This is a genomic window from Marinobacter sp. E2 (assembly GCF_055755345.1).
In genome coordinates this window covers 708078-722231 of sequence record NZ_CM146911.1, presented here as the reverse complement: position 1 = coordinate 722231, position 14154 = coordinate 708078, and the positions used below count along the sequence as shown (strand labels likewise).

At 60.8% G+C, this 14154-nt stretch carries 13 protein-coding genes; 4 read left to right on the top strand and 9 right to left on the bottom strand.

Annotated elements, in window-relative coordinates; all coding sequences use genetic code 11:
• Positions 1-9 precede the first annotated feature (9 nt).
• Positions 10-540 carry an ATP-dependent protease subunit HslV gene (hslV, locus tag AC0J1C_RS03265; RefSeq protein ID WP_091992280.1) on the top strand — a complete coding sequence of 177 codons (531 nt, stop codon included), beginning with the start codon at positions 10-12 and terminating at the stop codon, positions 538-540.
• 12 nt (positions 541-552) lie between these two features.
• Positions 553-1881: an ATP-dependent protease ATPase subunit HslU gene (hslU, locus tag AC0J1C_RS03260; protein ID WP_473045604.1), complete on the top strand. Its 1329-nt coding sequence runs from the start codon at positions 553-555 to the stop codon at positions 1879-1881.
• A gap of 61 nt (positions 1882-1942) precedes the next feature.
• On the opposite strand, the gene AC0J1C_RS03255 is transcribed toward hslU, so the two are convergent.
• The 3 genes from AC0J1C_RS03255 to AC0J1C_RS03245 all read right to left on the bottom strand — a co-directional run bounded on the left by AC0J1C_RS03255 (position 1943) and on the right by AC0J1C_RS03245 (position 6158).
• Entirely contained in the window at positions 1943-3184 is a 1242-nt protein-coding gene (locus AC0J1C_RS03255) for a patatin-like phospholipase family protein (RefSeq protein ID WP_473045603.1), read from the bottom strand.
• 121 nt (positions 3185-3305) lie between these two features.
• Positions 3306-5612, bottom strand: a complete 2307-nt coding sequence (gene ptsP / locus AC0J1C_RS03250; protein ID WP_473045602.1) for a phosphoenolpyruvate--protein phosphotransferase — start codon at positions 5610-5612, stop codon at positions 3306-3308.
• Between the two features lie 33 nt (positions 5613-5645).
• On the bottom strand, positions 5646-6158 hold the full coding sequence (locus tag AC0J1C_RS03245) for an RNA pyrophosphohydrolase (RefSeq protein WP_473045600.1): 513 nt from the start codon (positions 6156-6158) through the stop codon (positions 5646-5648).
• A 172-nt stretch (positions 6159-6330) separates the two neighbouring features.
• Between AC0J1C_RS03245 and AC0J1C_RS03240 the strand changes: the two genes are divergently transcribed.
• Positions 6331-6987 (top strand): histidinol-phosphatase, encoded by a 657-nt coding sequence (locus AC0J1C_RS03240; protein WP_473045598.1) that lies wholly within the window; start codon positions 6331-6333, stop codon positions 6985-6987.
• An 8-nt stretch (positions 6988-6995) separates the two neighbouring features.
• On the opposite strand, the gene AC0J1C_RS03235 is transcribed toward AC0J1C_RS03240, so the two are convergent.
• From AC0J1C_RS03235 to AC0J1C_RS03225, 3 genes are read right to left on the bottom strand one after another with little or no spacing between them, the layout of a single operon-like run.
• A complete protein-coding gene (locus AC0J1C_RS03235; RefSeq protein ID WP_473046493.1) occupies positions 6996-8192 on the bottom strand; it encodes a class I SAM-dependent rRNA methyltransferase in 1197 nt (398 codons plus the stop codon).
• A 5-nt stretch (positions 8193-8197) separates the two neighbouring features.
• Positions 8198-8590 carry a glycine cleavage system protein GcvH gene (gcvH, locus tag AC0J1C_RS03230; RefSeq protein WP_473045596.1) on the bottom strand — a complete coding sequence of 131 codons (393 nt, stop codon included), beginning with the start codon at positions 8588-8590 and terminating at the stop codon, positions 8198-8200.
• Positions 8591-8623: 33 nt separating this feature from the next.
• Complete coding sequence (locus tag AC0J1C_RS03225; protein ID WP_473045595.1) at positions 8624-9538, bottom strand: LysR family transcriptional regulator; 915 nt, start codon at positions 9536-9538, stop codon at positions 8624-8626.
• A gap of 129 nt (positions 9539-9667) precedes the next feature.
• On the opposite strand from AC0J1C_RS03225, the gene metE reads away from it, so the two are divergent.
• The gene (gene metE, locus AC0J1C_RS03220; protein WP_473045593.1) at positions 9668-11947 is read left to right on the top strand and encodes a 5-methyltetrahydropteroyltriglutamate--homocysteine S-methyltransferase; all 2280 of its coding nucleotides are present in this window, start codon (positions 9668-9670) and stop codon (positions 11945-11947) included.
• On the opposite strand, the gene cpdA is transcribed toward metE, so the two are convergent.
• The 3 genes from cpdA to AC0J1C_RS03205 form a co-directional block, all read right to left on the bottom strand.
• Positions 11941-12747 (bottom strand): 3',5'-cyclic-AMP phosphodiesterase, encoded by an 807-nt coding sequence (gene cpdA, locus AC0J1C_RS03215; protein ID WP_473045592.1) that lies wholly within the window; start codon positions 12745-12747, stop codon positions 11941-11943. The genes metE and cpdA overlap by 7 nt on opposite strands.
• Positions 12748-13011: 264 nt before the next feature.
• A complete protein-coding gene (locus tag AC0J1C_RS03210; RefSeq protein WP_473045590.1) occupies positions 13012-13497 on the bottom strand; it encodes a DUF1249 domain-containing protein in 486 nt (161 codons plus the stop codon).
• Positions 13497-14114: an NUDIX domain-containing protein gene (locus AC0J1C_RS03205; RefSeq protein ID WP_375193334.1), complete on the bottom strand. Its 618-nt coding sequence runs from the start codon at positions 14112-14114 to the stop codon at positions 13497-13499. Before AC0J1C_RS03205 ends, AC0J1C_RS03210 begins: the two co-directional genes overlap by 1 nt.
• Positions 14115-14154: the final 40 nt, after the last annotated feature.

Below are 14154 nucleotides of genomic sequence, written 5' to 3'. Positions count from 1 at the left end.
GGAGCCCAAATGACTACCATTCTGTCGGTCCGACGTGATGACGAAGTTGCCATGGGTGGCGACGGCCAGGTTTCCCTGGGCAACACCGTGATGAAGGGCAACGCCCGAAAGGTACGCCGTCTATACAACGGCAAGGTAATTGCCGGCTTTGCCGGCGGCACGGCGGACGCCTTCACCCTGTTTGAGCGCTTCGAGGCCCAGCTGGAAAAACACCAGGGCAACCTGACCCGGGCCGCCGTGGAGCTGGCGAAAGACTGGCGCACCGACCGCGCCCTTCGCAGACTCGAGGCCCTGTTGGCCGTGGCCGACAAGACCGCATCCCTGATCATCACAGGCAACGGAGATGTCATTGAGCCGGAACAGGGCCTGATTGCCATTGGTTCCGGCGGGCCCTTTGCCCAGGCATCCGCACGGGCGCTGCTGGAGAATACCGACCTGTCTGCCCACGAGATTGTCGAGAAGGGCCTCGATATCGCTGCCGACATCTGCATCTACACCAACCACAATCGCACCCTTGAAGTGCTCTCTGCCAACGAGTGATCCGGAGCGACCATGTCTGCAATGACTCCCCGTGAGATTGTCCACGAGCTCAACAAACACATCGTGGGCCAGGAAGAAGCCAAACGTGCGGTGGCCATCGCCCTGCGTAACCGCTGGCGCCGGATGCAGCTCGACAGCAGCCTGCGCGAAGAAATCACCCCCAAGAACATCCTGATGATTGGCCCCACCGGTGTCGGCAAGACCGAAATCGCCCGGCGCCTGGCCAAATTGGCCGATGCGCCCTTCCTGAAGGTGGAAGCCACCAAATTCACCGAGGTAGGCTACGTTGGCCGTGATGTGGAATCCATCGTTCGGGATCTCGCCGACATGGCCATCAAGATGCTGCGCGAAGCGGAAATGAAGCGGCATGAGAACCGGGCGCTGGATGCTGCTGAAGAACGCATCCTCGACGCCCTGATTCCGCCGCCCCGGGACTTCAGCGAGGACAGCCAACGCGGCTCCGACTCCTCGACACGCCAGCTGTTCCGGAAAAAACTCCGGGAAGGCGAACTGGACGACAAGGAGATCGAGATCGACCTGCGCAACTCCGGCGCCGGCGTCGAGATCATGGCGCCGCCGGGCATGGAGGAGATGACCAGCCAGTTGCAGAACATGTTCTCCAGCCTGTCCTCGGACAAGCGCAAGACCCGCAAGATGAAAGTGGCGGACGCGCTCAAGCGGGTCAAGGAAGAAGAAGCCGCGAAGCTGGTCAACGAGGAAGAGATCAAACAGAAGGCCATCCAGGCTGTGGAACAGAATGGCATCGTGTTTATCGACGAGATCGACAAGGTGGCCAAGCGTTCGGAAAACACCTCCTCGGACGTCTCCCGGGAGGGCGTACAGCGGGACCTGCTGCCCCTGATTGAGGGCAGCACGGTGAGCACCAAATACGGCGCTGTGCGCACGGACCACATTCTGTTTATCGCCTCGGGTGCCTTCCACCTGTCCAAGCCGTCAGACCTGATTCCGGAACTGCAGGGCCGTTTGCCGATTCGCGTGGAACTGCAGGCCCTGACACCCGAGGATTTCAAACGCATTCTGACCGAACCGGACGCCTCACTGGTTCAACAGTACGAGGCACTGATGGCCACCGAGGGCGTGAAGCTGACCTTTGGTGAGGATGCCATTGCCCGGATTGCCGAAGTGGCCTGGAAGGTGAACGAGAGTACCGAGAACATCGGGGCGCGGCGCCTTCATACGGTACTGGAGCGGCTGCTGGAGACCCTGTCTTTCGATGCCGGCGACAAGGTCACCGAGACCTTCGAGGTGACTGCCGACTACGTGGATGAGAAGCTGGGCGAGCTGTCCGAGGACGAGGACCTGAGCCGCTACATTCTCTGACCGAAAAGGGGGCCGGAGTTAAAACGGCTCGGCCCCCTGTTGTGCCGGTATTGTGCTGGCGTTATTCGGCCTTTGAAAACAGGTGGGTCACGTTCTCCAGCCCCGAGGCCAGCTTGCCCTTGTCGGCCTTTTTCTTCCGCCCCTTGGCGACATACAGCGGCAGCATTTCGCCATAGAGGCTGGTACTGATGGTTCGCTGTTCGTCTTCCAGACGATCCCGTCTCAGAGTAATGCCGTATTTCGCCAGCTGAGGTTCCAGCTGATCGGCACGCTCCAGCAGATCCCGCCGGGTCATCTGGTAGGCATGCTCACACACCATTCGCCTGGACTGGAAGCTGAACACGTTGGAAAAGAACAGCTTGGCGTCATCCCGTGTTGGCTCGAACAGCAGTATGTCCTTGTCCGGATAGTCCCGCGCATACTGGGCGATGCCCGACTGCATTCTGGAATACACCATGGTTCGGAACGTCTGCGACAGCAGGTTCGGCATGCCTGAACGGGTAAGCTCCCCAGGCTTCATGGAACCGGCCCGCACGGCCGCACTGGCGTCTATCGGCACCTGCGGATTGACCGCAAACACCAGGTCCGCGCCATCCTCGAAGGCCACGGAGGCGTGCAAACCCTTGCGCAGAGTTCCATCCACATAGTAGCGACCGTCGATATCCACCGGTACATAGAGCCCGGGCGAGGAAGTGCTGGCCTGGATGGCCCGGGAAATGGGCACGTGATCAAAACCCGGCGCGCCAAAACAGACGGCTTCTGTACTTTCGACATCCGCCGCCACAATGTAAAGACTGCGCTTGAGCTGGCGGAAATCGTTGGTACGACCGAGCATGGTAAAGGCTCGCTTGAGATACTCGTGCAGGCCCTCATTATCAAACAGACCCGCCGGCGCCGCCTGGGCCAGAATGGTCATGGCCTCAAGCAGGCTCTGGTCGTAGGGGTTGTTGATGAAGCGGCTCATGGCAGTGGCGAGCAGGCCTGGCACCGCCAGCAACCGGCTGCCGATCTCACGGAACGCCGGACGATAGAACACTTCCGGGTGGAACGGATGCACCTCGGCTTCGTTACGCACGAAAATTCGACAGAGCTGCGCCGTAGTCATCTGGTTGGCGAGGTTGGCAGCCACAAAAGACCCGGCATTGACGCCTACGTAGACATCGATGTTGTTGAAATCGAGACCGTCCAGGGCTTCATCCAGGGCCCTCAGGGCTCCGATCTCGTAGATACCTCCCAACGGGCCACCGCCGCCCAGGGCCAGCCCGATGCGGGGAGCAGATTGAGAATCAGTTGGCGACGCCATAGCCTTCCTTCTTCCGGATGAAAATGCGGACCCGTACCGAGGGCCACCGGATACTTCAGGTAACAAGATAACAACCGGTTTTAGAGTTCACACCCTATATTGCCGGAAAATCCGCCAACACTCAGGAAACCGCCGCTTCCGACACCGCCATGGCCGTGGACTTGCCGGGGCGCAGGTAGCGACCGAAACCGGCATTTCGCAGGGCCAGATCAACACAGCTCTTGATTACATGGGGCGAATCCAGCAGCAGCACGTCCTCGAGCAACTGGATGGCCCACTCACGGCTGACGCTGCGGATCACCGACTTGACCTTCGGCAGGCTGGCCGCGTTCATGGACAGAGAATCGTAGCCCATGGCCATCAACAGGAGGGCACCGCCGGGATCGCCGGCCAGCTCGCCACAAATGCCCACCGGCTTGCCCACCGCGTGAGCGTCCTGGGCAATGCGCACCAGCGCCTGTAGCACGGCTGGATGGTAGGAGTGATACAGCTGTGCCACTCGCGGATTGTTCCGGTCCACGGCGAGCAGGTACTGGGTAAGGTCGTTGGAGCCCACCGACAGGAAATCCACCCGATCAGCGAGCTCGCGAATCTGATAGACCGCCGCCGGAATTTCCACCATCACACCGACTTTCGGCATGTGGATGTCATAGCCTTCTTCACGGACCTCGTGATACACGCGGTAAATCAGGTGCAGTGACTCCTCCACCTCGGAGATGTTGGAAATCATCGGCAGCATGATCTGCAGGTTGTTCAGGCCCTCGCTGGCCTTGAGCATGGCCCGCACCTGCACCAGGAAGATCTCCGGGTGGTCGAGGGTCACACGAATGCCCCGCCAGCCGAGGAAAGGGTTTTCTTCCTGGATCGGGAAGTAGGTGAGCGCCTTGTCGCCACCGATGTCCAGGGTACGCATGGTCACGGGATTGGGGGCAAAGGCCTCCAGCTGCTCCCGGTAATACTCCCGCTGCTCCTGCTCCGACGGAAAGCGATCCTTGATCATGAACGGCACTTCGGTCCGGTAAAGGCCAATGCCCTCGGCACCGTTGGAGAGCGAGCGGACCACATCGGTCATCAGGCCGGTGTTCACCAGCAACGAGACCCGGTGGTGATCCGTGGTTTCGCAGGGTTTGTCCTTGAGCACTTCCAGGCCACGGATCAGCTCATCTTCTTCATCGCAGATCGCCTGGTAAAAGGAGCGCAGATCCGCCGAAGGTGAGGCAAAAATCTGGCCCTCGAAGCCGTCAACAATCAGCTCCTTGCCATCGAGCTGGTTCACCGGAATATCGACCAGGCCCATGACCGTAGGCACACCCATGGCCCTTGCCAGGATCGCCACATGGGAGTTGCTGGAGCCCTTCACCGAGACCAGGCCCACCAGTTGCCCCTTGGGCACTTCACCCAGCATGGCCGGCGTCAGCTCCTCGCTGACCAGAACCGTCCGTTCCGGATAATTCAGGTGCTTCTGCTCACCTTCCTGCAGGTGCGACAGCAGGCGGCGGCCCAGGTCGCGGATATCCACGGCCCGCTCCTGCAGGTAATGGTCGTCCATCATCTCGAAATGGCGCACGTACTGCTGGACCACCTGTTTCAGGGCGCCCTGGGCCCAGATCCCTTCGCGGATCTTGTTGGCCACCTCGCCAGGCAAGGCGTCGTCACCGAGCATCCTCAGGTAGACATCAAACAGCGCCTGCTCTTCCGGCCGCAGCTGGGACGCCAAGCGCTTGGCAACGCGCTCGATGTCCTCGCGCACTGCAGTGACCGCCGCACGGAACAGCTCCAGTTCCTGGTCCACGTCCTCGGTCGGCTTCTCGGGAACCACATCAAGGTCGGCGGCGGGATAGACCACCACGCTCTGGCCGATTGCCACCCCCGGAGCGCCCGGAACGCCGTTAAAGCTGACATCGTGAGCCTCTTCGCCAGTCAGGGACAGGCCGCTGATGGCGCCGGTGGCTTCACTGTGGGCAATCACCCCGGCCAGTTGGGCAGAAACGGTGACCAGGAAGGCCTCTTCGCCCTCGTCAAAGCAGCGGGAACTCTCCCGCTGCTGCACCACCAGCACACCCAGCACCCGACGATGGTGAATAATGGGAACACCGAGGAAAGATCGGAAACGTTCCTCCCCGGTCTCGGGGAAATAGCGGTACCGGGGATGGGAGGGCGCATCTTCCAGGTTGATGGGCTCTTCCCGGGAGCCCACCAGACCCACCAGGCCCTCGGAGTAAGCGAGACTGACCTGGCCCACCGCCTTGCGGTAGAGACCCTCGGTGGCCATGAGGATGTAACGGTTGGTGGCCGGATCGAGCAGGTAAACGGAACAGACTTCCGTGCCCATGGCTTTCTGCACCCGCGATACAATGATATCCAGCGCCTCCTGCAGATCGCGGGCGCTGTTTACCTCTTGTACAAGACTTCGCAGAATGCTCAGCATGGCGGTGTCAGTCCGTCATTTCTGGTGTTCCTTTCAGCGCTGGTTCTGCTCGGCACGGTGCCACTGGTCCATGTTATAGAACAGTCGCGGCGCAAGCTCTCTCAGCGCGCGTCGATACACTTCACGCTTGAATGAAACCACCTGACCCAACGGATACCAGTAGCTGACCCACTGCCATCCGTCGAACTCCGGTGAATCGGTGCCATCCACGCATACCCGCGCATCTGGCGATAACATCCTCAGCAGGAACCATTTCTGTTTTTGGCCCACACAAACGGGGTGCGAGTTCTGGCGTACCATCCTCCTGGGGAGTCGATACCTGAGCCAGCCCCGGGTGCAGCTGATGATTTCCACATCACTGGCACTCAGGCCCACCTCTTCTCCAAGCTCCCGGTACAGTGCATCCTCGGGGGATTCGTCGTGCTTGATGCCACCCTGGGGGAACTGCCAGGAGTCCTGCCCTATTCGCCGTGCCCAGAGCACTTCGCCTCTGTGGTTGGCCAGAATGATTCCGACGTTGGGTCTGAAACCGTCTGAATCGATCACGGCACAGTCCTCTCAAAAGTCGGTGGACCGGTCAAAAATTCACCGGTCGGATTTATCCAAGTTGCTCTCATTCTTACAGAATCCCAAGGGTTCGGCAAACGCAGCCGATGAGGACAGGTCGTGGTAGACTTGGCGTTTATTTGCAACCCCCGTGACCGCTGGAGGTACCCGCTTGACGCTCGCAATTTTCGATCTGGACAACACCCTTCTGGCCGGCGACAGCGACCACGCCTGGGGCGAGTTTCTCGTGGAGGAAGGCATTGTGGATGCCGAGGAATACCGGCTGGCCAACGACCGGTTCTACCAGGAGTACCTGAACGGAGAGCTCGATATCCTTCACTACCTCGGCTTTGCCCTGCAGCCGCTGGCGCGTAACCGCATGGACGACCTCCTGGCCTGGCGCGAGCGCTTCATGGAGAAGAAAGTGAAGCCAATGATGCTGGCCAGCGCCCGCGCCCTGCTGGACAGCCACAGGACCCAGGGCCACACCCTGATGATCATTACCGCCACCAACCGCTTTGTGACCGAACCCATCGCCGAAGCGCTGGGGATTGAGCACCTGATTGCGACCGATCCGGAGCTGATCAACGGCCAGTTTACCGGGGAAGTAGCCGGCACTCCCAGCTTCCAGGACGGCAAGGTCACGCGGCTGGACGACTGGCTCGAAGCCCACAACAGGACCCTCGACGGCGCCTGGTTCTACAGCGACTCCCACAACGACCTGCCGCTGCTCCAGAAAGTCGATAACCCGGTGGCAGTCGACCCCGACCCCAGGCTGGAAAAGTTTGCCCGGGATCAGGGCTGGAAGGTGATGTCCCTGAGAGGCTGACAGCCCGCCTAGAAGAATCCGGTGAGTGAACGCACGAAGCAGGATTTGATGTAATCCGTCTCGGGGATGCCGGGAATCACCGGATGGTCCGGCGCCTGGTGGCCCTGCTCCAGCAGCTGGACAAAGCGGTCAATCTTGCGCCCACTGGCACGGATGATGTCCACCAGCTTCTCCTGGGAGAGGTGCATGGAGCAGGAAGCGGAGACCAGAATGCCATCCCGCTCCAGCAACCGGAGCCCCAACTGGTTCAGCCGGGCGTAGGCCTCCTCGCCGGCCTTCTGGTCCCGGCGCCGGGGAATCAGTGCCGGCGGATCCAGAACCACAATGTCGTATTTCTCTTTTTCCTCCGCCAGCGCCTTCAGTGCGTCGAAGGCATCGCCCTCGATGGTTTCCACATTGTCCAGGCCATTCAGCCGGGCATTGTGGTGGACTGAATCAATGGCACCGGCTGAGCTGTCCACACAGGTCACCTGGGTCGCGCCTGCACACGCGGCCTGAATGCCCCAGCCGCCTACATAACTGAACACGTCGAGCACCCGCTTGCCGGGTGCGTAGGCCTGCAGGCGGGCCCGGTTCATCCGGTGATCGTAGAACCAGCCGGTCTTCTGGCCGCCTTCCAGTGGCACCTGAAACCGAACCCCATTCTCCTCCACCTCGAGCAGGCTGACCTCGGGCCCGTGCGCCTGCTCCACGTAGGTGTCCAGACTCTCAACCTTACGCATCTTGCCATCGTTCTTGAGAATAATGGCCTGGGGATGCGCCAGTCGCTGCACCGCTCGCACGATGGCGTCCTTCATCAGCTCCATGCCGGCGGTGGAAATCTGCACCACCACCGTGGTATCGAACCGGTCGATCACCAGCCCTGACAGCCCGTCGCTGTCCCCATAGACCCACCGATAAAAGGGCCGGTCAAACAGCCGCTCCCGCATCGCCAGCGCCGCTTCCATCCGCTGGGTCAGCCGCTGCGGTGTCATACCATGCCCAGCTTCCCGACTGATCAGCCGGCCACAGATCAGAGCATGGGGGTTCACAAACACCGTGCCCAGGGCTTTGTCGTTGGATGCCCTAAGCTCCGCCTGCACCCCGGCCTCAAAATTGGTCAGTGGGCTTCGACGGGTGTCCACCTCGTTGCTGTAAACCCAGAGATGGCCAGCACGGAGACGGCGCTCGGCGCCTTTACGGAGATACAGAACCGGAAAATTCATCATGACTACCCCTCGGCAGCCACATGCTCCGAATAGGCCGTCGCATCCATCAGGCCCTCGAGTTCCCCAAGGTCGGCAAGCTTCACCTTGAACATCCAGCCATCGCCGTAAGGATCCTCGTTCACCTTCTCCGGCTCATCCTCCAGGCTCTCATTCACCTCGATGACCTCGCCGGTTACCGGACTGAACACATCCGACGCCGACTTCACCGACTCGGCCACGCCGGCCTCCTCGCCACCATTGACCGTGGCACCCACATCCGGCACGCCGATGTACACCACATCGCCCAGCTGCTCCTGGGCGAAATCGGTAATGCCGACGGTGGCAGTGCCGTCATCGGCGACACGAACCCACTGGTGGGTTTCGATGTATTTCAGATCTGCGGGAATCTCACTCATGGTCCGGTTTCCTGAAAGAATTTTCTGCGCAGTTTACCCGAAGACATCGTTTCCAGCGAACCCCTGAACGGTTCCGCGGGCCAGTTCCATGAACGCCTCGAGGTAATCCACCTCCCGGTCCCTCTCACGAAGGCCCAGGAAGATCTGCTTGGGAATGCCGGACGCCCCGAGTTGCACCGGCACCACCGGAATGCGACTGGAATAATCCGCCACCAGCCAGCGAGGCAGGGCCGCCACCCCCCGGCCAGCAGCGACCATCTGCAGCATGATGTCGGTGGTCTCGATGGTCTTGTGCCGGGCCGGGCTGGTGTGGGCCGGCAACAGGAACCGTGTATAGATATCGAGGCGCTCCACCTCCACCGGATAAGTGATCAGGGTTTCTTTTTCCAGATCCTCCGGCTCGGCCCAGGCCCTGCCGGCCAGGCAGTGGTCTTGACCAACGACCAGTACCTGCTCGTAGTCAAACACCGGCTCAAAGATCAGCCCCGGTCTGTGCAGGGGATCGGGTGTGACCAGCATGTCGATATCATGGCCGAACAGAGCGCCAATGCCGCCGAACTGGAATTTCTGTTTTACGTCCACATCCACGCCCGGCCAGCGTTCCAGGTACGGCCCCACGACTTTCAGTAGCCATTGGTAGCAGGGATGGCACTCCATACCGATCCGCAAGGTACCCCGCTGGCCACTGGCAAACTGGCCAATCAGCATTTCGGCGTGCTCAAGCTGTGGCAATAGCCGGTTAGCCAGCGAGAGTAAGTACTCACCTGACTGGGTCAGCCGGAGCTGTCGCCCTTCCCTCACCCAGAGGTCGGTTCCCAGTTGCTGCTCCAGCTTCCTGATCGAATGGCTCAGGGCGGACTGGGTCAGGTGAAGGTGCTGGGCAGCCGCCGTCAGTGAGCCCTGCCCCTGCACTGCACGGAGGATTTCGAGATGGTTACGTTCGATCATCGCACGCCCTGATCATGATTTATTTTCATGGAATAGTGAAATAATACCATTATTCTTCATCAATGAAGACCGATACCCTGCTCTCTTCACTTATTCGATTCCCATCACACATCAAGCAGAGGGCAACCCATGGTAACCACACACAATCTCGGCTTTCCGCGCATTGGCGCCCGTCGCGAACTGAAATTCGCCCAGGAGGCCTTCTGGAAAGGCCAGCTGAGCGAACAGGAACTTCAGGTAACCGGCGCCGACCTGCGCCGGAAGCACTGGCAGGCGCAACAGCGTCTCGACCGGGTGCCGGTGGGTGACTTTTCCTTTTATGATCAGGTGCTGGACATGAGCGCCACCCTCGGGAACCTGCCTGAACGCGCTTCAGAATCCGGCGGCACCGAGCTTGAACGGTATTTTCGCGTGGCCCGCGGCCGCTCCGGCCAGGAGTCCGCCTGTTGTGGCGTGCAGGCCGGGGAAATGACCAAGTGGTTCGACACCAACTACCACTACATTGTGCCGGAGTTTTCCCGCAACACCCGCTTCAGCCTCAACGCCAACCGACTGCTCGGAGAGATTGCCGAAGCCCGCGCCCAGGGACAGACACCCAAGCCTGTGATCATTGGTCCCGTGACCTACCTCTGGCTTGGCAAGTCCAAAGACGGTAGCAACCGCCTCGACCTGCTGCACACCCTCCTGCCACTCTACTCGGAGCTTCTGGAACGCCTGGCCGACCAGGGCATTGACTGGGTACAGGTGGACGAACCCGCCCTGGTGACCGACCTGGATGCTGACTGGCGCCACGCCTACAGCCTGGCCTACCACCACCTGAAAACCGCCAGGCCGAAGCTGCTGCTCACCACTTACTTCGGGGAACTGAGGGACAACCTGCAACTGGCCTGCGAGCTGCCGGTCGCAGGTTTGCATCTGGACGCCGTCAGTGCTCCCCAGGAAGTGGCGCGGGTTGTTGACTGGCTGCCGCCCCACAAGCAACTTTCACTGGGGGTTATCAACGGCCGCAACATCTGGCGAACCAACCTGGAACACACCCTCGACTGGCTGGAACCGATTCACGAAAAGCTGGGCGACCGCCTCTGGCTTGCGCCCTCCTGTTCGCTGCTTCATGTGCCCGTGGATCTTGCAAATGAGCAGAAACTGGACCCTGAAATCCGCAACTGGCTGGCCTTTGCCGTGCAGAAGCTTGAGGAACTGGCGACTCTCGCCACCGCCCTGAACCAGGGCAGAGCCGCGGTTTCCGAGGCACTGAAAGCCTCGGCTAGTGCTGCCCACAGCCGGAAAACGTCAAGCCGGGTGTGCAATCCGGACGTACGTAGCCGGACTGAGAGCATCACCCGCGCACTGGGGCAACGCCAGAGCCCGTACACCCAACGCATCGTTGCCCAGCAGAAGCACCTCGGTCTGCCGCGCTTTCCGACCACCACCATCGGATCCTTTCCCCAGACCCGGGATATTCGACAGACACGCCTGCAGTTCCGCCGGGGCGAACTGAGCGAAGCGGACTACACGGCGCGCATCCGCGAGGAAATCCGCCGCTGCGTGACCGAACAGGAAGCACTGGGCCTTGATGTGCTGGTACACGGCGAAGCAGAGCGCAACGACATGGTGGAGTACTTTGGCGAGCAGCTCGACGGCTACACCTTCAGCCAGTTTGGCTGGGTTCAGTCCTACGGCTCCCGTTGCGTGAAGCCGCCCATTCTGTTTGGTGACATCTCGCGCCCCAGGGCCATGACAGTGGACTGGATCCGCTATGCTCAGTCCCTGACCGACAAGCCCCTCAAAGGCATGCTGACGGGCCCGGTCACCATCCTCAACTGGTCGTTTGTGCGCGACGACCAGCCTCGTCGGGAAAGCTGTCGGCAGCTGGCCCTGGCTATCCGGGACGAGGTCCTGGACCTGGAGGCCGCCGGTGTTGGCATCATCCAGATTGATGAGGCAGCCCTGCGCGAGGGCCTGCCGCTGCGAAAATCCGACTGGAAAGACTACCTGGACTGGGCCATCGAAGCCTTCCGTGTGGCAGCCAATGGCGTAAGGGACGAAACCCAGATCCATACCCATATGTGCTATTCGGAGTTCAACGACATCATTGAAGCCATTGCACGCATGGACGCCGATGTCATTACCATTGAAACCTCGCGCTCGGACATGGAACTGCTGGACGCCTTCAAGGACTTCCAGTACCCGAACGACATCGGCCCCGGCGTGTACGACATTCACTCCCCCAACATTCCAGACAGTGAGCAGATCCACTCACTGATGCAGAAAGCGGCAGAACGGATCCCCGCCGAGCGGCTCTGGGTGAACCCGGATTGTGGCTTGAAGACGCGGCAGTGGGAGGAGGTGGTTCCGGCTCTGCAGCACATGGTGGCGGCTGCCCGGACATTGCGGGAGACGATTCAGTAACCGGTGCTGTTCTGGTCGAGCTGGAACTGGAACTCTGTGGCCCGGCGCACTTCGGTGGTGAAGTGCCCGGTGTCATGGAACTCAAACCAGCGATAGCCGGGCGGACGGTCCTCAACGGCGAACCGGCTGGAGCCGGCCGTGAACTGAATACAGGTGGAGGGCGTGGCCAGAAGTGTCACGCCGTTCCGGTCGCGCTCGTGCTCCTGATGGATGTGGCCCCAGAGCACCACTTTCACTTGCGGAAACCGGTCGACAACCTGCCAGAATGCCTCCCGATTCGTGAGTCCGATTTTTTCCATCCAGTCAGAACCGATGTCTACCGGGTGATGGTGCAGCGCCACCACAGCCGGCAGATCCGGATGCTTCTCGAGAGTGTCGGCGAGAAACGCCAGCTCCGAGTCAGCCAGGGCCCCATGCACCTTGCCGGGTACCGAGGAATCCAGCATCACAAACTGCCATCCGCCTTCAACGGCGTGCCGGGCACCGGCATGGAATTCCGCCGCGACCCGGCGGAGGTTATCGGCGTGATCGTGATTACCGGCAATCCAGAGTGAGGGGCAGGAGAACGCCCGCAGGCAATCGCCAAACACCCGGTACGCCTCCTCGGAGCCGTCCTGGGCGAGATCGCCCGTGGCCAGGATAAGATCCGGCTGACCGTGCGTCTTGAGAACCTCACTGATCACCGCCCGCAGGCTGTCCAGGGTCCGGACGCCAAGAAGGTCACCGTCGGCCCGGGCCATCAGATGCGGATCAGTCAGTTGAAGTACCCGGAACGGCCGGGTTGATTCCTTGGCGGTCATGGATGTCTGGATCTACTCGTTGGCAATTCCCTGTCTGGACACCAGTGTACGACGCAGGTTCCCGGATTTATCACCCGCGAATCGAACCCGAGTCACATTCTGGCCAGCCCATGGCAATTTATTGCAATTTTTGACAACTATGGCACATCCGTCGCCCATAGCCACACCACTTTAGTACACCACCCGCACCCGCGCGGGATGGCATAACGGGGCTTTCACGGGGCTTTCCATGACAACGGCGAATCCGTGACAGCAGCGAAAACGTCAGTCGACACCTTCACCGGCCGACCAGGCCGCATGCTCCATGGGCAAGTGGCCGAAACGCAAACAGTAGTCCAGCCAGTCGGCCAGAAAACCGTTGACCTGGACCTTCTCATCGGGGTGGTGCATGAAGCGGTTAGGGTAATCGTTCACCGGCGCGATCTGCCGATCCCGGTAACAGCTGATGACCTCTGCCATGCTGGCATCGTGGTAGACCCGCACGGTCATCTGCGGGTTATTGAGCCAGCGTCCGGAATTGTGGACCTGCTCAAGCAGGAGGGTTTCGGTGAACTTTGCGGTTTGCAGCACTTCGATCCGCACGCGGCCCAGATAGTGGTTTTCACGGTGCAGCTCGAACTCGCACACCGGCTTGCCGTCCACCTCCAGCTGGCGAAGCTTTGCCAGCCGCTGGTAATTGCCGTCACAGAGTGCGCCCAGCTGACGCAGGTCCGGTACGTACCGCTTAGGTTTCATGGTCCACTCGCCCATCACTGCCATCCTTTCCTGAGACGGGCCCGATTGAGCTCGAGCCACTGCAGCGCAATGATGGCGGCGGCGTTGTTGATACGGCCATCGTGGATCATCGCTATGGCGTCCTCGGCCGACACCACGTGGGCGCGGATGTCCTCGTGCTCATGCTCCATGCCGTACAGGCCGCCCGCATTCTCCGTGCTGACGCGCCCGCAGTAGAGATGGATCATTTCGGTGCTGCCGCCCGGTGAGACCAGGTAATCGCAGATCTTCTCCAGGGGTTCGAAGGTGAGGCCGGCCTCTTCCTGCCCTTCCCGCTGGGCCACCTCTTCCGGGCTCTCGCCGTCCTCGTTCATGCCGGCCACCAGCTCGAGCAGCCAGGGCGACTGCTTTCTGCCCAACGCACCGAGGCGGAACTGTTCGAGCAGAACCACCTCGTCCCGCTGTGGATCGTAGGGCAGCACGCAGGTGGCGTCGCCCCGGATGAACAGCTCGCGGGTGAAGGTGGGCATGTCTTCGCCATCAAAACGTCGGTGCGTCAACCAGAGCTTGTCCATGCGGAAGAAGCCCTGGAAGACGGTCTCGCGTTTTTCGACTTTGACGTCGTCGGCGGTGAACTGGAACGGCTTGGTCATTTTTCGTCCGGTCGTTGAATCGACTTTGAACGATAGCCTC